The sequence below is a fragment of the Enterococcus sp. LX10 genome, assembly GCF_023539285.1.
Classification (GTDB): Bacteria; Bacillota; Bacilli; order Lactobacillales; family Enterococcaceae; genus Enterococcus; species Enterococcus faecalis.
In genome coordinates this window covers 320,497-340,576 of record NZ_CP092784.1, presented here as the reverse complement: position 1 = coordinate 340,576, position 20,080 = coordinate 320,497, and the positions used below count along the sequence as shown (strand labels likewise).

20 protein-coding genes are annotated in these 20,080 nt (G+C 38.6%); 6 read left to right on the top strand and 14 right to left on the bottom strand.

Going from position 1 to position 20,080, the window contains the following annotated elements; translation table 11 throughout:
* Window positions 1-6: 6 nt before the first annotated feature.
* Window positions 7-825 (bottom strand): PTS system mannose/fructose/sorbose family transporter subunit IID, encoded by an 819-nt coding sequence (locus MKZ30_RS01710; RefSeq protein WP_002355336.1) that lies wholly within the window; start codon window positions 823-825, stop codon window positions 7-9.
* On the bottom strand, window positions 818-1,621 hold the full coding sequence (locus MKZ30_RS01705) for a PTS mannose/fructose/sorbose/N-acetylgalactosamine transporter subunit IIC (RefSeq protein ID WP_002358431.1): 804 nt from the start codon (window positions 1,619-1,621) through the stop codon (window positions 818-820). Before MKZ30_RS01705 ends, MKZ30_RS01710 begins: the two co-directional genes overlap by 8 nt.
* Window positions 1,622-1,790: 169 nt before the next feature.
* Here MKZ30_RS01705 and MKZ30_RS01700 point away from each other — a divergent pair, with 169 nt between their 5' ends.
* Window positions 1,791-2,561: a sulfite exporter TauE/SafE family protein gene (locus tag MKZ30_RS01700; protein ID WP_225581367.1), complete on the top strand. Its 771-nt coding sequence runs from the start codon at window positions 1,791-1,793 to the stop codon at window positions 2,559-2,561.
* Window positions 2,562-2,604: 43 nt separating this feature from the next.
* On the opposite strand, the gene MKZ30_RS01695 is transcribed toward MKZ30_RS01700, so the two are convergent.
* On the bottom strand, window positions 2,605-3,006 hold the full coding sequence (locus MKZ30_RS01695) for an organic hydroperoxide resistance protein (protein ID WP_002355332.1): 402 nt from the start codon (window positions 3,004-3,006) through the stop codon (window positions 2,605-2,607).
* Between the two features lie 220 nt (window positions 3,007-3,226).
* On the opposite strand from MKZ30_RS01695, the gene MKZ30_RS01690 reads away from it, so the two are divergent.
* Window positions 3,227-4,753 carry an AMP-binding protein gene (locus MKZ30_RS01690; RefSeq protein WP_002366111.1) on the top strand — a complete coding sequence of 509 codons (1,527 nt, stop codon included), beginning with the start codon at window positions 3,227-3,229 and terminating at the stop codon, window positions 4,751-4,753.
* A gap of 251 nt (window positions 4,754-5,004) precedes the next feature.
* Window positions 5,005-5,703, top strand: coding sequence for a glucosamine-6-phosphate deaminase (locus MKZ30_RS01685; RefSeq protein ID WP_033601172.1), 699 nt, complete (start codon window positions 5,005-5,007; stop codon window positions 5,701-5,703).
* Between the two features lie 56 nt (window positions 5,704-5,759).
* Here MKZ30_RS01685 and menC read toward each other — a convergent pair whose 3' ends face one another.
* Genes menC through menB form a run of 6 tightly spaced genes read right to left on the bottom strand, consistent with a single transcriptional unit; the run spans window position 5,760 to window position 13,104 of the window.
* Window positions 5,760-6,863, bottom strand: coding sequence for an o-succinylbenzoate synthase (gene menC / locus MKZ30_RS01680; protein WP_002373222.1), 1,104 nt, complete (start codon window positions 6,861-6,863; stop codon window positions 5,760-5,762).
* Window positions 6,864-7,688 (bottom strand): 2-succinyl-6-hydroxy-2,4-cyclohexadiene-1-carboxylate synthase, encoded by an 825-nt coding sequence (gene menH, locus MKZ30_RS01675; RefSeq protein WP_002392503.1) that lies wholly within the window; start codon window positions 7,686-7,688, stop codon window positions 6,864-6,866. It abuts the gene before it with no gap.
* Window positions 7,676-9,409: a 2-succinyl-5-enolpyruvyl-6-hydroxy-3-cyclohexene-1-carboxylic-acid synthase gene (gene menD / locus MKZ30_RS01670; protein WP_033601171.1), complete on the bottom strand. Its 1,734-nt coding sequence runs from the start codon at window positions 9,407-9,409 to the stop codon at window positions 7,676-7,678. Before menD ends, menH begins: the two co-directional genes overlap by 13 nt.
* Complete coding sequence (locus MKZ30_RS01665) at window positions 9,409-10,776, bottom strand: isochorismate synthase (protein ID WP_002364946.1); 1,368 nt, start codon at window positions 10,774-10,776, stop codon at window positions 9,409-9,411. Before MKZ30_RS01665 ends, menD begins: the two co-directional genes overlap by 1 nt.
* Window positions 10,773-12,230, bottom strand: a complete 1,458-nt coding sequence (locus MKZ30_RS01660) for an o-succinylbenzoate--CoA ligase (protein ID WP_002364948.1) — start codon at window positions 12,228-12,230, stop codon at window positions 10,773-10,775. Before MKZ30_RS01660 ends, MKZ30_RS01665 begins: the two co-directional genes overlap by 4 nt.
* Window positions 12,231-12,234: 4 nt before the next feature.
* Complete coding sequence (menB, locus tag MKZ30_RS01655) at window positions 12,235-13,104, bottom strand: 1,4-dihydroxy-2-naphthoyl-CoA synthase (RefSeq protein ID WP_002391106.1); 870 nt, start codon at window positions 13,102-13,104, stop codon at window positions 12,235-12,237.
* Window positions 13,105-13,214: 110 nt separating this feature from the next.
* Between menB and MKZ30_RS01650 the strand changes: the two genes are divergently transcribed.
* Complete coding sequence (locus MKZ30_RS01650) at window positions 13,215-13,595, top strand: PaaI family thioesterase (protein ID WP_002361187.1); 381 nt, start codon at window positions 13,215-13,217, stop codon at window positions 13,593-13,595.
* A 69-nt stretch (window positions 13,596-13,664) separates the two neighbouring features.
* Here the strand turns inward: MKZ30_RS01650 and apf are convergent, their stop codons facing one another.
* Complete coding sequence (gene apf / locus MKZ30_RS01645; protein ID WP_002355317.1) at window positions 13,665-14,264, bottom strand: aggregation-promoting factor; 600 nt, start codon at window positions 14,262-14,264, stop codon at window positions 13,665-13,667.
* An 813-nt stretch (window positions 14,265-15,077) separates the two neighbouring features.
* Here apf and MKZ30_RS01640 point away from each other — a divergent pair.
* Entirely contained in the window at window positions 15,078-16,559 is a 1,482-nt protein-coding gene (locus MKZ30_RS01640) for a peptide MFS transporter (RefSeq protein ID WP_033601170.1), read from the top strand.
* 105 nt (window positions 16,560-16,664) lie between these two features.
* Window positions 16,665-16,865: a hypothetical protein gene (locus tag MKZ30_RS01635; RefSeq protein WP_002383691.1), complete on the top strand. Its 201-nt coding sequence runs from the start codon at window positions 16,665-16,667 to the stop codon at window positions 16,863-16,865.
* Between the two features lie 83 nt (window positions 16,866-16,948).
* Here MKZ30_RS01635 and MKZ30_RS01630 read toward each other — a convergent pair whose 3' ends face one another.
* The 4 genes from MKZ30_RS01630 to rhaD all read right to left on the bottom strand — a co-directional run bounded on the left by MKZ30_RS01630 (window position 16,949) and on the right by rhaD (window position 20,073).
* A complete protein-coding gene (locus MKZ30_RS01630; RefSeq protein ID WP_002355313.1) occupies window positions 16,949-17,785 on the bottom strand; it encodes a sugar phosphate isomerase/epimerase family protein in 837 nt (278 codons plus the stop codon).
* A 1-nt stretch (window position 17,786) separates the two neighbouring features.
* A complete protein-coding gene (locus MKZ30_RS01625; RefSeq protein ID WP_050444158.1) occupies window positions 17,787-18,665 on the bottom strand; it encodes an AraC family transcriptional regulator in 879 nt (292 codons plus the stop codon).
* Between the two features lie 251 nt (window positions 18,666-18,916).
* Window positions 18,917-19,228: an L-rhamnose mutarotase gene (gene rhaM, locus MKZ30_RS01620; RefSeq protein ID WP_033601169.1), complete on the bottom strand. Its 312-nt coding sequence runs from the start codon at window positions 19,226-19,228 to the stop codon at window positions 18,917-18,919.
* The gene (rhaD, locus tag MKZ30_RS01615) at window positions 19,225-20,073 is read right to left on the bottom strand and encodes a rhamnulose-1-phosphate aldolase (RefSeq protein ID WP_033601168.1); all 849 of its coding nucleotides are present in this window, start codon (window positions 20,071-20,073) and stop codon (window positions 19,225-19,227) included. Before rhaD ends, rhaM begins: the two co-directional genes overlap by 4 nt.
* Window positions 20,074-20,080: the final 7 nt, after the last annotated feature.

The following is a 20,080-nucleotide window of genomic DNA, read 5'->3' as shown; positions in this document are numbered from 1 at the left end:
ATTTTTTTAAAATAAACCGCCAACCCAAGCCAACATTGGTTGTAAATTGCCTAAAACCATGCCAATTAAAATTAAAACAAAGATTAGCCGTGTTGAATTCATTTTCTTTTTCCCTAGTAACCAATAGGATAAAAGAACAATCCCTAAAGGAATTAATGCGGGTAAAATTTTATCCAACATTTCTTGAACAGATAATGTTACATCTCCCATTTTATAAGTTAAATCTAATTTGTAAGTAATTACCGAAGGAATCAAACCGCCGACCACCGTTAAACCTAAAATAGCTGCACCTTGCGTAAACAATTTCATTTTATCCGCAAATTCTGTCGCAATTTTTTTCCCTTGATGGTAACCAATCCAAGTGAATTTATAGCGAACCCAAAGGACCACTGCTCCGGCAATTAACGGGATCAGTAACCCAACAACCTGGCCCCCTTGCGCCATGTAAGCTGCAATCGAAAAAACAATCGCACGATAAATCGCGATAAAAATGGTATCACCAACACCAGCAAACGGACCCATTAGACCTGTTTTCAAACCAGTAATGGCCGTTTCATCTTCAATGCCAACTTCTTCTTCCAAAGCCATATCAGCTCCGACAATTAAATGTGACATGGCTGGCGTCGTATTCATAAAGCCAAGATGTGTCTTCAAGGCTTTCTTCATAGCTACTGGATCTTCACTGTATAGTCGCTTTAATGCAGGCATCATCACCCAAGCGTAACCAAGTCCTTGCATTTTTTCATAGTTCCAGCCCCACTGATAGCCAAAAAGATTACGGACGTAAACTTTATTAATATCCTTTTTTGTTAATTTGTTAGTCATCAATCTCAACCTCCTCATCATCTTCGTAAATAACCGTGCCACTTGTTGTAGCTGCGCCGCCTTTGTTATGATTCATCACATAAATCGCTGCTAAAGCCAAGCCAACCAGTGCGACACCTAAAACTGAGAAGAATTGGGCCCCATAAGCAAGTAACACGAACCCAATAATAAAATAAGGCCAGTATGTTTTAATTGGCAAGTAACGCATTAAAATAGCAATCCCCATCGCTGGTAAAATAGCGCCTGCTGCTTTTAACCCATTCATCACCCAAATAGGAATCCAATTGTTGATAGCGTTTACAACTTGTTCACCAAAAGCTAGGCCAATAAAAACTGGGATGACACGAGAAATCGTCCAAGGAAAAATTCCTAAAACATTGCAGCGCTCGACCCCTTTATAATTTCCTTCTTCCGCATAGCGATCTGCTTTATGTTGGAAAAACGTATTAGCCATTCTGCCTAAAATATCTAGTTGTGTTAATAATAACCCAATCGGAACCGCAACTCCGATACCATACTCTGCCCCTTTCCCTGAAATGATTGCATAAGCCGTTCCCATAATGGCCCCTGAAAGAAAGTCTGGGACTGTTGCTCCTCCATAAGTCGCTACACCTAATGTCATCAATTGAAGCGTTGCCCCAATCATCAAACCTGTTTGAACATCCCCTAAGACTAGGCCAGTAAACGTTGCAGCAAACAATGGTGTATATGGACCAATCTGAATAGAAATTTGGTCAAGTACACCAACAACTGTGTAAAGACATAAAATCAAAATAATACCAATCGATACTGTCATGCTTTCTCATCCTCCTTGAATGCGTTTTCTTTTTTGTATTTGTAGAATACCATTAAAGAAATATCATTTCAAGTTCTTTTTAAAAATATTTTTAAATGAAATTGCATTTCTTATATAATTTTTGTGCTATACTAAAAGAAAACGTTTTAGGAGTGATTATGTGCGGGTTTTGCTGATTTATTTCATAACTATTTTTCTATCCAATACAGTTGGGGCGCTCTCTGGGATGGGTGGAGGCGTCATTATTAAGCCTGTTTTGGATTTTCTTGGGTTCCATTCGTTAAATAGTATTGCGTTCTATTCAAGTGTCGCTGTTTTTGTCATGTCCATTTCTTCGACTTATAAACAGTATCAAAATGGTGTCCAAATTGAATGGAAAAAAGCCGCGAGTATTTCGTTTGGTTCCTTAGTCGGCGGCATGTTAGGTGATTTACTTCTTAATCAGGCGATTGCACTAGCGCCAAATGAAGAAAAAGTACAACTAATCCAATATATCATCATGTTGCTGACCTTGGTTTTGGTTCTTCTCTACAATCAATTTTCCAACTGGCACTTACACCTCAACGGATTGAGCATTTTTCTGATTGTCGGATTAGGCTTAGGGATTCTATCAACCTTTTTAGGCATCGGTGGCGGTCCCATTAATGTAGCTTGCCTTATTCTCTTTTTTGGAATGGATATCAAATCAGCAACTGTCTATTCCATCATTACTATTTTTTTCTCCCAACTCGCCAAACTTGGCAATATCGGCTTGACCACAGGGTTTGCGGTTTTTGATTTGACAATGCTTTGGGCTATTATTCCTGCCGCTTTATTCGGTGGTTATGTCGGCGGTCTTTTCAGTAAAAAATTATCTCAACAACGGGTCGCCCAAATTTATAGTTTAGTTGTTTTTTTAGTTATTTTGTTAAATATGTATAATTTGTGGACTGTTATCTAAAAAAGAAGCGCTTTGTCTATACGACAAAGCGCTTCTTTTTTAATTAAATCACAGTTAATTTAACATCTATATTATTTCTTGTTGCTTTAGAATATGGGCAAATTTCGTGGGCTTTTTTAACAAGTTCTTCTGCTTTAGCTTGATCTACCCCATCAATATGAACTTCTAATTCAGCACCAACGCTAAAGCCATCTTCTCCTTGGAATAAGGAAACACGTGCGGTTACTGTACTTTTACCTTCGACTTTTTCTTGATCCATCACTAATTCTAATGCACCGTTAAAGCAAGCACTGTAAGCCGCTGCGAATAATTGTTCTGGATTTGTTGTATTTTCTTTCTTGACACCTGGCGAAGCAACCGCATAAGAAAATGATTTATCCGGTGAGTGAACTTCTCCTGCACGTCCACCCGTATTAATGATAGTTGTTTCATAGATTTTTTTCATGTAAATTCCTCTCCTTTGTAAAGTTTTACACTTCTGAGAACTTGTTACTTACATAATTATTGTAGGAAACTTTGTCAGATACAGCAAACGTTGTGCTTGTGAATAATAAAAAATAACATTTAATGTTGTATTTTTGACGTAGAAAAAGAACCCATTCTATGATAGGATAAAGTGAACTTGTACATTTGTACACAAACTATTTTACAAAGGAGACTTTCCCTTGACACACTTACTTGATTATCAACCATTAAACCTCTACACAAACTATCAAGAAGCCGCAGAAAAAACACCAACTGTTCCAATTATTTTTGATGAATCCTTGCCTGCTTTTCCTGCACTTGGCTTAGAAACAACTTATGGTGAAAGCCATCAAGAAATTTTGAAACGGGCATATCAATTAGCCGCTTTAGGTGTAAAAAAAGGCGACAAAATTATTATTTATAAAAGTCCTAAATTCGACACGTATTTACTAGCTGTTGCAGCCTCATATCTAGCAGCCGTTCCTGTAATGGTTTCATACCATTTACCTTTTGAAACAATTGAAGTATTCGTTGATCGTTTAGAAGATCCTTATATTTTATTTGATGATGTGACTGCTGAAAAAGTTCAAGCTGTTCGTAACAGCTCTGCCAATAAAAAACTTTCGGTTGCTTCTCTTTTAGAAGCTGATGCCACGGAAGTTCCTCAAGACGAACTGACTAAAGACGAAATTGCCTACATGACCCACACCTCTGGAACAACAGGTATTCCTAAACTTATCTGTCATTCCAATCACTCTATGGGTTGGCGTACAAAATGGCAAAAAACCATTTTTACAAAAATTGCTGAAAAGAAATTAGTTGGCTTTCATATTTCGCCAGTTCATTCTCGTTTTAACATTGGTGTGTCTTCTTTAATGGCCATGGGCTTCCCTATGATGCCTTTAGCAAATGCTTCGAGCGAAAAAGTCGCTGAAATGTTCAGCACCTATCAACCAATCGCTGTAGAAACACACCCCAATAACTTCGTTCAATGGGTTCGTTTGGCCAAAGAAAAACCTGAAGCTTTCGCTAGTGTCCATTATTATCATTCTACTTTTGATGCAATTAACAACGCTACAATGGTGGCTTTCTTAAAAGCATCTGCTGCCAATGAACCAATTTTCCTACAAGTTTATGGACAAAGTGAATGCGGGCCAATGATCTTACGAGCGCATACTTTAGACTCCTTAAAAGATTCAGATGCTCGTGACATGGGTGTTGGTTTAGAGGATTTAACACAAGCTCGAATTACCGATGAAAAAGGACAAGTTTTACCTGCGATGACGGATGGCCATATCCAATTCTTATCAAAAGGACGGGCCTTAACGTATTACAAAGAAGATGCCCGCTTTGCAGAAAATGTCTACGGCGAATGGTGGGACAGCGGCGATTACGGAATGTTAGATGAACGCGGCCACTTATTCTTGAAAGATCGCCAAGTAGATCTAATTGAAAACATCGACAGTAATTTAGCTATTGAAGATCATTTATTGGATGCATTAGATTTCTTAGAAGAAGTGATTATTGTCCGTGGCAAAGAAAATGAACCTCAGCCAATTTTAGCGGTTGTCCCTGGGGAAGAAATGGATTGGGACGCTTGGTGGACACAAGTAGCCGATTTACCACATTTAAACGAACCTATCATTATGGCTTTTGATGAAATTCCTCACACAGCTACTATGAAAGTGCAACGTTTACAACTAGAAAAATGGTTAAAAGAACAATAAAATAAGATTCTTTGTCAAATAACGTTGGTCAAAAGAACGTTTAGGCCAGTGTTGGAGCAAGTGGAACAGAAAGCTAAAAAGTTAACTCGTTGTAGGTTATCTTAAGCTTTAAAAAGAGGGGCAGTCGTCGTTTTGACGGCTGCCCCTCTTTCTTTTGTCTACCGTTAATTAAATCCTTTTTGTGAAGAACTTGACATGGGATGGTTCCCACAAATTATACTTAGCTTATTCAAAGAATGGAGTGTGCAAGTATGAAAATTTTAATTAAACAAGATTTCGACACGATGAGTGAATGGGCAAAAATGTTACTTCTAAGCACGATGAGCCAAGATAAACGAGTGAATTTATCAATTACCGCTGGTAAAACGCCAGCACTTGTTTACCAAAAATTAGCCTCGATTGTGAAAAATTCATCTGACTTTGATAATGTTCATTATTATAACTTTGATGAAATCCCCGTTCCTCATCAAAAGGAAGGCATTACTCTGACAGATTTGCGAACGCTGTATTTGACACCTGCGGAAATATCCGAGCAAAACATCCATCCATTAACTGTTGAAAACTTTCAACAACAAGAACAACGGATTGCTGACGCAGGCGGCTTAGATTTGATGTTAATTGGCTTAGGAGCAGATGGTCATTTTTGTGGGAACATGCCCACTACCACTCATTTTAAAAACGAAACCTATCAAGTGACCGTCACTGGTTCAGAGCCTTGGTTTGTTCCTGAAATGATGCAGCCAGGCATGACCTTTGTTACGATGGGGCCAGCCAGCATCATGAAAGTTAAGCATCTTGTCCTAATTGTAAATGGTGAACAAAAAGCTCAGATGGTCAAACAAGTGCTCCAAGGACCTGTCACAGAAACGTATCCTGCCTCTATTCTTCAACTCCATCCAAAATTAACGGTTCTCTTGGATGAAGCCGCAGCGAGTCAATTAGAAAAATAAAAAATTGCGCCTAGATTATGCTTCTCTGCATAGTCATAGGCGCAATTTTGTTATCATTACATGATTTTTTGATACTGACTGTATTTTAGCAAATTCGTCTGGGAAAGTGTAACACCAATACCAAGTCCCTGAGGCACGGTCATTGTCCCTTGCTCTAAAATAAAAGGTTCCGTGATGATATCTTCATAAAAATAGCGTTCCGTTGCTGAAATATCACCTGGAAAGGAAAAGGTAGGCTGTGACGCAAATTGCAAATTCAATGCGCGACCAACACCAGACTCAAACATGCCACCTAACCAAACCAATAAATCATTTTCTTGGCAAAATGTGGCAATCTTCAACGCCTCGTGAATCCCACCTACACGAGGAATCTTCAAATTGATACTACGGCAACTGCCCAATGCTAACGCCACTTGGCAGTCTTTGAGACTACGAATATTTTCATCCAAACAAATTCTTGTCTTCAGTTCTCTTTGTAATTGTGCGTGGTCTAAAAAATCATCTGCAGCAAAAGGCTGTTCAATCATCGCTAATTGATAGTGATCTAAACGTTGCAATTGAGGCAAATCTGCCAATGTATACGCTGAATTTGCATCGACCATTAAAGGCAAGTTAGGAAAATGCTGACGAATCAAAGCAACAGGTTCCACATCATAACCGGGACGAATTTTCAGCTTCACTCGTTGATACCCTTTTTCTACAGCTAACTGAACTTGTTTAAGTAATTGAGGTAAGTCTTCTTGAATCCCTAAACTAATCCCTACAGGAATTTTCCTCCGCGTTGGTCCAAAAAATTCAGTTAAACTCTTCTGTTGCCGTTTGGCATATAAATCCCAGATGGCAGTTTCTAACGCAGCTTTTCCCATCCAATGCCCTTTAACTTCTTCAAAAATTGTTGAAACCTCTTGCGGCTGTTCAATCGCTTCTGTTAAAAGTAACGGAATTAAATGCTGTTGGATGATGAAGCGTTCGGTTACCAACGTTTCTTGCACATAATCAGGTTGCTCAAAAGCCACTAATTCGCCAAACCCTTGATTTCCTTGCTCATCCGTTATTACAAATAGATCAAACGCTTTTTCTTCCAGGCGACCATAGCTCGTGACAAACGGCGTTTTTAAAGGCAAACGAACCTGATAGGTTTCAATTGATTGAATGTTCATTCAGATAGCTCCTTCCAATAACGCTGTCACCTTTTCATAGAAAATCGTTGGTTGTTCCAAATGGATACAATGTCCTGCTTCAGGAAAAATTGTCAGCCTCAACAACGGTTGACGTGCCTGCATTTTTTTCGCAATTCCAATAAATTTTTGATCTTCGCCGCCTACCAATAAATCGGTAGGAATCGGCTGCAATTCTGCTAGACGTTCCCAGTAACTCTCTTGCGCTCCTGTGCCCATATACCACAAACTACTAGCCAATCCAAAGGCCGATTGGCTCAAACGTTCCTGACGAATGGCCATTTGCTGTGCCACAGACAAGGCTTTTTGCGTTTGAAATAACGGTAATTCTTGCCAAAAATCAATAAAATCCACCAGCGGTTCCTCTAAAAGACGTTCCGCCAAACGATGATCTTGACAGATCCGAGCCTGACGTTCTGCGGCAGTGGCCAAACCTGGTGATCCACTTTCCAATAAAAGATGCTGTACCTTTTGTGGATAATGTAATGCAAAACCTAAAGCTGTTCGAGCGCCCATTGAATAGCCTAATAAACAAAAGCAAGGCAAATTTAGCGATTCGGTTAGTTCAGCAATATCATGGCAAACCTGTTTCATGGTATAACGCTCTGGTGCTACCAAACTAGCAGTCGCGCCATGCCCAGGTAAATCAATGCCTAAAACGTTATAAGGTGTTTGACTGGGAAAAACGGCTGCAAACGTGGCTAACGTTCCTGTGAAACCATGTAAACAGACTAGTGTCGTTCGCTTTGCATCAAAAGGTGTTAACCATTGATAATGGTACTGCATCCCCCGAATTAACCGTTCCATGAAATCCCCTGTCTTTCTACTCGTCTACCAATTTCAGCTAAAATTGATTCGTACAAATGAACATTCTCTTGACGATTTCCTTTGACTTCGATCACTTGAAATTGTGGTTCTTCAGCCGCTGCTTGTAAAGTTTGCTTGAGCTCCGCGATTGTTTTGACTTCTTGATACGAAGCACCGTAAAGTTCAGCAACTAACGAAAAATCTAAATCAAGCGGTGTTCCAAATAAAGGCTCGAAATCGTCCTCACGTAAAGTTCGTTGAGATAGAAAAGAGAAAATCCCGCCACCATTGTTATTTAATAAAACAATTGTTAACGGCAACTGATAACGTTTAGCCAAAAATAAACCATTCATATCATGATATAGCGCTAAATCACCAATCAGTAGAACGTTTTGCTGTGTCGGTGCTACGGCACTCATTCCTAAAGCAGTTGAAACAATCCCATCAATCCCGTTGATGCCGCGATTTCCAAACATCCGATAAGGGCGACTATCCATAAATCGATCTAAGTAGCGGATAGCCATACTATTAGATACAAATAACTGACCGTTCTCTTTCATTGTTTGGTGAACAGCTAAGCTGGCTGTTGTTTCATTTAATTCTGTCGCGTTCAGCGTTTCTAGAAGAACTTCAGAGACCGTTTTTTCCAGCAGGAGCCATTGTGCTAACCAAGTCGCTTCTGTTGGTTTGACAACCGTTAGCAGTTGTTCTACAAACGTGGTTTCCTTTGCCTGAATAACTGTTTGTGATTTTTTCAATTGCTCTTGCCATTGCCCATTTTCGTCCACAAAATAAAAAGCAGTCTCTGTCGTTGCTAAGCGTTTCAACCATAACATGATGTTTTTAGAAATTGGCAGCGAACCAAAACGCACTACCACTTCTGGTTCTTGTGGCAAGGTTGCCACATTTAGAAACAGATCACTATGTGCAATAACAACTTCACTATTTTGCCCATGTGTCACAATGTTTGCTAAAGGATCCGCTAGTAACGGCCATTGCAAAGCTTCGGCTAATTGAATAAATAACGCCGCTTCTTCCTCTGTATGACTGCCACCGACAACCAAAACGCCGTTTTTCTGGTACCATTGATCCGCTAACTGTTGCACTTGTTCTGTAGAAAGGATTGATTGACCAGCGAATAAAGCCGTTTGTTGAGAACTCTTTGTTTTTCTCTCCAAGTCAGGTAATAATGGTTCCCGCAAAGGAAAATTCAAATGAACAGGTGCTGCAGGCGTTTGTTGCGCGAATGCTGCTCCTTTAGCGCCTTGCCAATAGGCGTAATTCAACATCTCTTCTGTTGCTTCTGGCAAAGCCATTTCAACAAATAATTTCACGTGATTTTGATACATTTGTAATTGCTCCATGGCTTGAGGAGCGCCAACTTGACGTAACTCATGCGGCCGATCTGTTGTTAAAACGACTAAAGGCACATGGCTAATATTGGCTTCACAAATTGCTGGATAATAGTTTGCAGCTGCTGTTCCAGAGGTACAAAGTAAGACCACTGGTTTTTGACTCGCTTTACTTAATCCTAAAGCAAAAAAAGCAGCGGAACGTTCATCGACATCGACAAAAGTTTGGATTGCGGTTTCCCGATGAAGTAATAAAGCCAGTGGTGTGGAACGGGACCCTGGACTAATGACTGCTTGTTCAACCCCACTATTTTTTAAGCCTTCAATAAAGGCCATTAAATAATCGGTCATTGTTTCTTGATGATTCATTAAACCTGCCCTCCAATTCCTCGTAACATCGGTTGAAATTTTATTTTCGTTTCTTCTCTTTCTAGCTCTGCTTGGGAATCCGCAACAATACCACAACCTGCATAAAGAACGCCTTGCTGACCAGCAAAGACACCTGAACGCAAGGCCACAGCAAACTCGCCACTATCATCATTCCCTGAAATCCAACCGATTGGCGCACCATATAACCCACGACTCCCTGGCTCATATTGTCGAATCCATTCGACTGCCAACTCTTTGGGCTCACCGCCTAAAGCTGGCGTTGGGTGTAACTGCATCACACTTTCCAAGAACGAAATTCCCGGTTTACGTTGACCCGAGATTGGCACATAAAGATGTTGTACATCTCGATTTTCCAAAATAATGGGTGCTTGAATACTGTTTTCAGAAGTCGTCATCTTCGCCAACTCTTTCGCTAAACGTTCCACCACAATTTGGTGTTCTCCGGTATTTTTGCGGTCTTGTAAAAGTTGTGCTCCTAAAGTTTTCGTTTCTTCTGGTGTTTGACCCGTTTTAATGGTTCCTGCAATACAAGCGGTCGCAAACGTTTCTTTAGTACCCAACAGAAGTCGTTCTGGTGTTGCACCAATGAAACTTGTGTCTTTGGCTTCTAAAGCAAACAAATACGTATTTTGTTGTTGTGCCATTAAATTAACGAGCACTTGGTTACTTCGAATTTTTTCAGGACTGCTCACAGCAAGTTGTCGAGCCAAAACCACTTTTTTTAAAGGGCCATCTTCTCTTAAGACTGCTACGGTTTCGTTGACAGCTTGTAGCCATTCAGTCACGGCAACTTCTTCCTTGTCAATCTTTGTTTCCGCTACAGCTGGCAACTCCTCACAGGTAGCTAACAAGCGATCAAACTGAGCCACCAAAGTCGACCAACGTTCCTCGACTTCTTGTTCACTAGAACCTGAAAAGTTCAGCGTTCCATAAATACGTGAACCTGAAAAAGTAAATAGAATACTTGGTAGATAAAACCAACCTTCCCCTAACTCTCCCCAGGCCTCAGTAGGCGTTTGTTCTGTATCAAAAGGCAAACCGCCAAACAGAAGAGCCCCTGTACCAGAAATAGACATATTTTGAAAACGAGTTGCCGCCTCTTTTTTTAAAAAGTTGTTCAATTGATGCGTTTCTGTTTCTGCGCCTTTTAAGATAGTTTCATATCCGAAGCCAACCAAAGCAAAATCTTTTTTCGGCGTTTGCCAAAAAAAACGTTCTCCTTGGTATGCCTTTTCACCAGCGGCAAAAATTGCCAAGGCTGTTTGTTCTGTTTCTAATGGAAAAACCCAACTGAACTGACGGGCATTCTTCTGATAGGCTTGTCGTAATTCATCAGGCAATTTCATCTGATTAAAAACGCCTCTCTTTCTTCTGTCATGAAACGATGTTTGGCAATCTTTCCACTTGCTGTTTGCGGGAAAGAATGACAAAAATAAATGCGTTTCGGTCGTTTATATTTTGCCAGTTTTCGTGAACACTGGTCTTGAATTTGCGCTAAGGTGATTTCTTGGTCACTAATCACATATGCAACTGGGACGGCTCCCCATTGCGCATCTGGTTCTCCTACAACTGCCGCTGCTTTAATTCCTGTTATCGCCTGTAACACCTGTTCAACCTCAGTGGGGTAAATATTTTCACCACCAGAGATAATGAGTTCACTTAAACGACTAACCAAATACAGGTACCCTTGTGCATCTAAATAGCCCATGTCGCCTGTTTTAAACCAACCATCTGCTGTCCATTTTTCAGGTTGACGCTGGTTAAGGTAACCTGAAACAACGTTTGGTCCCTTAAGTAAAATTTCCCCGACTTGCTTTTCTGGCTGTTCTTGTCCTAGTTCATCAACAATTTTGATCTGCATATCTTTTAACGGTTGCCCAGCAGAGCCGATTTTCAGTGCCGCATCTTCAAATTTCAAGGCAACAACTTGCGAACACGTTTCCGTCATCCCATAAGATTGAATGACTGGAATCCCTTTTTCCTCACACTGCGCTAATTTATCCGGTGCAATCGGTCCGCCGCCCAATAACATTCCTTTAAAGCTGACGCTGTAGCCAGCTTCAGGATAGACAGACAATAATTGTTGTAACATTGTCGCAACCACTGAAATGACGGTGCCACGGCCTTCTTGTAAATCTTGTGTCACTTGCTGTTCATCAAATTTATCGTAAAGGCGAATACTACAACCTAAGACGAGTTGTCGAAAAACAATCGACAATCCGCTAATGTGAAATAATGGGACTGCACACAACCAACAATCTTCAGCAGTAATCCCCATATTTTCTTGAGTGCCTCTAGCACTGGCCAAATGATTTTTAAACCGTTGCAAGACCCCTTTAGGTTGTCCTGTAGTTCCAGATGTATACATAATAGAAGCCACCGACTCTAAGTCACTTGGCTGTTGAAACTCCTGACGTAAAAGACTATGCTGTTTTTTAACCATTGGCTGAACGTCGACAAAAGAAATCTCCTCTAACAAAGCCTGCGTTTCAGGCGCACCAATAATCGTTTTAACTTGCGCATCTTTTAACTGAAAAGTCAGTTCAGCAAGTGTCAAATGCGTATTTAAAAATAATAACTCTTTCCCCAATTCCCATAAGGCTAGAATTGAAAAATACAACTCTTTGCTGTTCTTACTGAATAAAGCCACACGTTTTTCTTCTGGTGCAAGCACCTGTTGATATGTGGCTACCCAATGGCTGACTTCTTGTTGCACTTCTAAAAACGTCCAAGATTCATCCTGAAAATAAAAAGCAGGATGATCGGGACGTTTTTGTACTTGTTTATTTAACCAAGTCATTGGTTTATGGGAATTTAGGGAATTGATCGAAATCTGGTGTCCGTTTTTCTTTAAATGCATCTCGGCCTTCTTGTGCTTCAGCCATTGTATAGTAAAGAAGTGTCGCATCACCAGCTAATTGTTGCACACCAGCCAAGCCATCTGTATCGGCATTTAAAGAGGCTTTAATCATCCGTAAAGCAATCGGGCTTTTGGTTAACATTTCTTCTGCCCACTCCATTGTCACATCTTCTACTTGATCCAATGGAACAACTGTATTAATCCAGCCCATATCTAAAGCTTCTTGAGCAGAATACTGTTTACACATAAACCAAACTTCTTTCGCTTTTTTATGGCCGATAACGCGCGCCAAGTAACCTGAGCCGTATCCACCATCAAAGCTACCGACATTTGGTCCTGTTTGCCCAAACTTAGCATTTTCAGCCGCAATTGTTAAATCACAAACTAATTGTAAAACATTGCCGCCACCAATGGACCAGCCTTTCACCATTGCGATGACTGGTTTGGGAATGACACGGATTAACCGTTGTAAATCTAACACATTTAAACGTGGAATGTTGTCTTCGCCAACGTAACCACCATTACCTCGAACTTTTTGATCGCCACCAGAACAGAATGCTTGGTCACCTGCGCCTGTTAAAATAATAACCCCGACATCTTCTTTATCACGACTAATGTTGAATGCATCAATCATTTCCATGACTGTTTTTGGTGTGAATGCGTTGTGAACATGCGGGCGGTTGATAGTAATTTTTGCTACTTTGCCTGCTTGCTCAAATAAAATTTCATCATATTCTTTAATTGTTGTCCAGTTTCTCATTAGGAAACCTCCTTCATTAATCTCATCTTTTCTATTATACACAAGAATCGGCACTTTAGAGAAAAAGTCGCTTGAATTTTAAGAAAAAACATGGCTATTTCAAATTTTCTTCATTCCTGTATAATAAATAAAAAACCTTTTATTCTCTCTTTTATTAGAAAGGACTGATTACTATTCATCTTTTAGAGTATTTAGGCATCACGATTCAACATGTTTCTGCTGAGAAATGTCAGCTTACTTTAGCGGTAAAAGACGTGCATAAACAACCCTATGGCCTTGTCCACGGGGGCTTAAACGGCGTCTTAATTGAAACTGCCTGTAGTTTAGGTGCGAACGAAAACGTTCCTGAAAACACTTTTGCTGTCGGCATAGACTTACAAGTAAATCATCTTCGTAGTGTCCATGATGGTAGCCTTACCGTGATTGCGACGCCCGATCACTCGGGAAAGACCCTTCAAGTTTGGGAAGCAAAAATATATAACGCAGACCACCAATTGACGAGCGTGGGGCGTTGTACCTTAACAAATCGACAAAAAAAACAGTAATCTTTACAGGTTACTGTTTTTTTGTTTATGGTTTTTAATAAGTAATTAGATTACTTCGTTTATTTAATTTTAGTACCAACCATTTGCTAACCAGAATGATTTAGCTGCATCCCATGAACCATAGCGACCTGCTACGTACTGATCTGCCACGCGTTCTTGGTTGGCAGGTGAATAGTCACCATTTAAATAAGAGGCAGATAATTGGTAACGACCGATATACTGACCGTTTGTTGCATCGTAAGAACCACTAGATTCACGTTGTGCGATCCATTCTTTTGCATCACTGCTTGCGGCAGGTGCTGCTGGTTGCGCTACTTCTTGAGCAACAGGTTGTTGTACTTCTTGTTGTACTGGTTGTGCAACAGGTTGTTCAACTACTTGTTGAACTGGTGCAACTTCTACAGCTGGTGCTGGAGTATTAGCAACTTCTTTTTCTGAACGAATAACTAATTGTTCTCCTTCAAAAATTAAATCAAGGTTTGGCAATTTGTTATCAGAAGCAATTTTTTGAATTAAGCTATTGTCTCCTGCAAATTGATGAGAAATTGTTGATAAAGTATCTCCTGCTTTAACTGTATATAAGCTTTCTGCGTTTGCGTCTGTTCCTAAGAATAATCCTAAACCTGCGGCCAAAGTTGTTCCAAGTAAAATCGTTTTGATTGATTTCATGTATGTTTCTCCTTTGTAATTAAAAATATTTGATTGTTGCTCTTAGCACTCGGCAACAACCACGTCTGCTTCGCTTTATCGAAACGACTTCACATACTTTATCATCGAATGGCCGGCCGTAGGTGAATATCTCGTGACAATTTATTACTAGAATGTCGGTTTTGTTACATTTTGTAATAAAAAGCTGCTGGAAGCTTGATATTATCCTGTTTATATTTTGCAAAAAAAAGTTAAAAAAACAGGATTTTATTTTTGAGAAACCGTTTTCTAACCCTTGATTAGCCATTAAATGTCGGTTTTTTTACATTCGTTTCAGTCAAAAAGTAACAAAATGTTAAAGATACTAGACATGAGAATGTTTTTTAAAAACTCACGCCTAAAAAGAACAGGTGTTTTCTTTGAATTTTTTTATCATTCACTATATTTATTTTTCCTTCTATTATATAGATAAATTTTTTGTCGTATTCATTTTTCGATTCTGAAAAAACACTAAGCACTTCCTATTGAAAAAAAGAGTTAAACAAAAAAATCTTATATTTTGCTTGTTATTTATTCATTTTAATCTTATTCAAAAAAAGAACAGCTAAAACGACTGTGAAAACAAAGTATTGAAAATAAAGCAGAATAAATATTCATTTTTATCATAATTCACGAATAAAAAACAAACAATCGCTCGAACGATTGTTATTTAAAAACATAATCAGTTTTTTCTCTTTCTATTTTCCAATCTATGAGTAATAAAATATATGAATCTACATTTAAGTCATTTTATTATCAAATATTCTGAATATTATAAGAATTGGAGTTTTATCTATGAGTGACAAAGAACAACTTGAGAAATTAGACAAATCCTTTCTGGGACAACCGAAAGGACTAGCAACACTGTTCTTCACAGAAATGTGGGAACGTTTCAGTTACTACGGCATGCGTGCTATTCTAATGTATTACATTTACGATACCGTAGCCAATGGCGGTTTAGGTCTCCCCAAAGCAACTGCCTTAGCCATCATGTCCATTTATGGATCAATGGTTTTCATGTCCAGTATCATTGGCGGTTGGGTCTCTGACCGTGTCTTAGGTTCAAGGAAAACTGTTTTTATTGGTGGTTTGTTAATCATTGCTGGACATATTGTTCTCGCTACCCCATTTGGTGTCCCCGCCTTATTCGTTTCTATTATGTTAATTGTATTTGGGACTGGGATGTTAAAACCAAACGTTTCAGGGATGGTTGGCCATCTTTATTCAAAAACTGACTTACGTAGAGATGCAGGCTTCTCCATTTTTTACATGGGGATTAATATCGGAGCCTTAATCGCTCCCCTTGTTGTCGGAACTTTAGGACAAGAATATAATTATCATTTAGGCTTTTCCGTTGCCGCAGTAGGGATGTTCTTCGGGCTACTACAATATTATTTCCAAGGACGTAAATCTCTGGCTGGAATTGGTCAGGCCCCAACTAATCCAATGTCTAAAGAAGAGCAAAATAAATTTGCTAAAGCATTTATGCTGGCAATTATCGTTGCTTTACTTATTTTTGGTGGCGCCTATGTCACAGGACATTTAACAATTGATTTCTTTATTAATACCATCAGCGTGTTAGGAATCCTGTTACCTGTTTATTATTTCAGCAAAATGTTAACGTCTAAAGATGTCACTGCTGAAGAAAAACCAAAAGTTCTGGCTTACTTGCCATTATTCTTAGCAGCAATTGTTTTCTGGTCATTGGAAGAACAAGGTTCGTCTATTCTTGCTCTATTTGCAAATGAACGGACGCAAACGAGTTTGTTTGGCTTCCCGATTGCCGCTAGCTGGTTCCAATCATTAAATCCTGTATTCGTAGTTATTTTGACCCCTATTTTTGTTACATTATGGACAAAACTAGGTAAACGTCAACCATCAACAGTTGTGAAGTTTTCACTAGGGCTAGTCTTTGCTGGTCTTTCCTTCGTCTTATTAATGTTGCCAGGTATACTTTATGGTACCGAAGGACGGGTGAGTCCACTTTGGTTATTCTTTAGTTTCTTCATTATGATTGTCGGAGAAATGTGTTTATCTCCCGTTGGCTTATCGATTACTACAAAATTAGCACCGAAAGCTTTCGAAGCTCAAACCGTTGCTATTTGGTTATTAGCAGATGCCGCTTCACAAGCCATTAACGCTCAAATTGCTCGTTTCTATACACCCGGAACAGAGTCAGCATATTTTGGGATTGTCGGACTTGTAGCTGTCGTTGCTGGGATTCTCTTATTCATTGTGAAAAAACCAATCCAAAACTTAATGGGTGACGTCCGTTAAACCGTCAAAAAGTTGCCTTTCTCTTTTTTGAAAGGCAACTTTTTTATACAGCGTTTTGATAACGTTTTCATCAAGTGGTATACTAAATAGAAGGAGGACGAGGACATGCGTTACTTAATTGGCGGTATTTTTTTATTGATTAGTATCTGGCAATTCATTGTTACTGGACGGACATTTTCCTACTTAAAGAAAGAGAGCGGCAAAAGAACCTCACCATTTATTCTGTTAGGACTATGGAGTAGTTTAGTGTTTGCTATTATTTCATTTGCTGTGGCGATTGCTTCTTTCTTTTATGTGAGTTTTTAAGGCAAGTATATTTTATATTTTGTCTTATTAAGCAACGAAAAACATCTCAAAAAATCGAGATGTTTTTCGTTGCACATTTTTATCTAAATGGAATGATATTGCGAAACTTTTTGATAGGCACTTGCTATTTTTTCAAATGGTGTTTCCTCAAAAATAGTGAACAGTCCGGGCTTATGTTTATTCAAAAATTGAATGGTTTCTTTAAGAGGTACCTGCCCTTCGCCAATGGCTACCGGAAATATCTGCTGATTTCTTATAATGAAATCTTTCAAATGAAAAGCAACGATTTTTTCACCAAAGCACTCAAACGCTTCTTCTACTATTTCCAAATACGTTTTATCTATATCTACTCGAATTAAGTTGGTAGGATCCAAAATAATGCCTAAATTAGTTGAAGCAACCTCGTCAATCAATCGTTGCATTTTTTCAATTGTATGAATTGGATGATTGATTCCTGGTTCAATCCCAACAATTATCCCATACTTTTCAGCTTCTCGACATAATCTTCTAACAGAAAATAAAACTTCTTCGTAGGCTTCTTCTGTATAATTATCTTCAGTGTAATAAATCGTTTCATATATACTGCCTGTTTCAGTTGCAACGATTTTTGCCCCAAACATTGAAGCGTAACGAATGTATGTTTCAAATTGATGCAGTCGTTTTTCTCGCTCTTCTAAATCTGGATGAATCAGATTAATATAACAACTTAGGACACTAATCGTAATCTTTTCATCTTCGAAAATATTCTTCAATTGACTTCCTAGTCCTGGAGATAGAACAGCAGCACTTGCATATTCTGGATAAGAAATACCTAAGGCAAATTGAATTGAAGTTATGTTCGTTTCAGCAATTTTTTTAGCCAATTCCACAGGAGATATTTTGGTGCCAACATCATGGGCACGTACTGCAAGTGTCAACATTTTATTCAAGCCTCACTTTCTTTATAGATTCTTCGTAATGATCAAAATGAATGATCTGATTATTCTTATGTTGCGCCAAAAATTCTTTTGGTGTCATATTAAACTCTTTTTTAAAGGATTTCAAAAAGTGTGGATATGATTTAAATCCACATTTCAGGTAAACATCACTAGCACTGCGATATTCTTTTAATAACTGTTTAGCGTAAAGTAATTTCTTTTTCAGCACAAATTGATGGAAAGTAAATCCTGTATGTTTCTTAAATTCCCGCGTTACATAATACTTAGTCACAAAAAAATTTTTTTCCATCTGTTCTAAGGTTAATGGTTGATCCAAATTTTGAGAAATGTAGGTAATCATTGCTTCAATTCGTTCATTTTCAATCATTTGTTTTGGTTGGCTCTCATTCTCTTCTTTCAGAACTAATTGATTTAAGTAAATTAAAAAGTCTAACAGTTGTTGTTCATAACGAACATCCGCACCATATTCTTCTGGCAAAGGAGAATGATCTAACGGGGTCAAGTAGTTTGCTAATTTTGCTACATCCACTTTGATAACTTTACTACGACGCTGACCAAAATGTTGAAAACAAGCAGACAAGTTTGTCCGTTTACTAGATCGTTGTTGTAAAAAATCAGGTGTTAAAAAAATATACATCCGTTCAAAATCATCAGTACTCTGCTTAATAATTCGATGTAAATCATGATAATGAATGAGTAAAACGGTTCCTGCTTCAACATCAAATTGATGTCCATCTAAAAAGAACGTTGCTACCCCTTTTAACGTACAATGGACTTCATAAAAATCGTGGTAATGATAGATGGTTTTTTCTGGACTAACCATATCTTTTACATGAAAGATCTCATATTGATCTGAAATCATACTATTTACTTGTGATTTCCGGATTTCTTTTACACTCTTCAACAAGATTCACCTCTTTTTTTAGAAGTTAAATATTTTTTGAATACACAGTTACAGCTAATGTTGGCACAATTTATTACTTTCTGGAACAGGCGTTACCACAAAGGCTTTCTTTGTAAGTTCCAGAACAATTTCTTAAAATCAACTCCACTCAAGTAAGTTGTTTTGTGCACAACCATACGATTCACTATAACAAACTGTTCTATTTTAAATTATAGTTCAAAAACTTTTTTTAATTCAGCCGTCACCGGCGAGCAATCAGGATTTGTTTCCATAATATCTTCCATATAGTTCCACCATTTTTGATTGATTGGTGTCAGTGCTATTTGCTCCCAGCGAGCTTCATCTTCTATTTCTAAATAGCCAAAAAGTGTACTGGTTTCAGGATTTAAAAAAATTTGATACTTAATTGCCCCATGTTCTTTCAGCATTTGACGCATTTCTGGCCATAACTCCTCATGACGTCGTTGATATTCGGCATGTTGATCAGGATATACTTGCATACAAAAGGCTTTTTTTATCATAGCTTTCTCCGTTTTGATACTTTCTCTTCCAAATAGCCAACTTTCGGTGTCACACCAAACGCTTCTGCTAAGCGCCATAAATCTGCATCTGAAATTGTTTGGCGAACGCCTCCTTGCGCACAAACATAAGTGTACACTTCAGCGGCTTTTTCGGCAGTTTCAATTAAACCAAACACTTCATCCATATCACGGCCAGTACCATAAATACCATGTTGCGGCCATAAAACCAAACGAGATTCTTTCATTTTTTCAGCCGTTGCTACACCAATTTCATTCGTTCCAGGAACCAACCATGGAATAATACCAACACCGTCTGGAAATACTACTAAACATTCGGTACACATTTGCCATAATGTTCTAGTAAAGACTTTTTCATCTAATTCGTGGGTAAAACTCATTGCTAATAAATGACTCGCATGATTATGCATGACAATGCGATTTTCTGGATCAACAGCTAAACGAGCAATATGGCTCATAAAATGGCTAGGTAATTCACTCGTTGGCACAGCTTCATCTTCTAAGCCCCACAATAGTTCTAATTCCTGGCCATTTTCACTAACTCGTAAAATCCCTAAGTTTTCGCTTGGTGCATCACAGACATTTTTAAAATATTTTCCTGAGCCTGTCACGATAAAATATTTTCTTGCTAATTTCGTTGCATCAAATTTCATTGGAATCTTTCGGAGCACTTGTGTTGGATTTAGAAAAGGTAAAATCTCCTCCTCTTTTAATAAATACGAAATATTTCCGCCATTTCGTTCATCCCAACCTAAACGATATAAATTTTTGGTCGTTTTGACCATTTCTTCCACAAATGGTGCTTGTAACACGTTCATTTTTTTCATTTTAGAA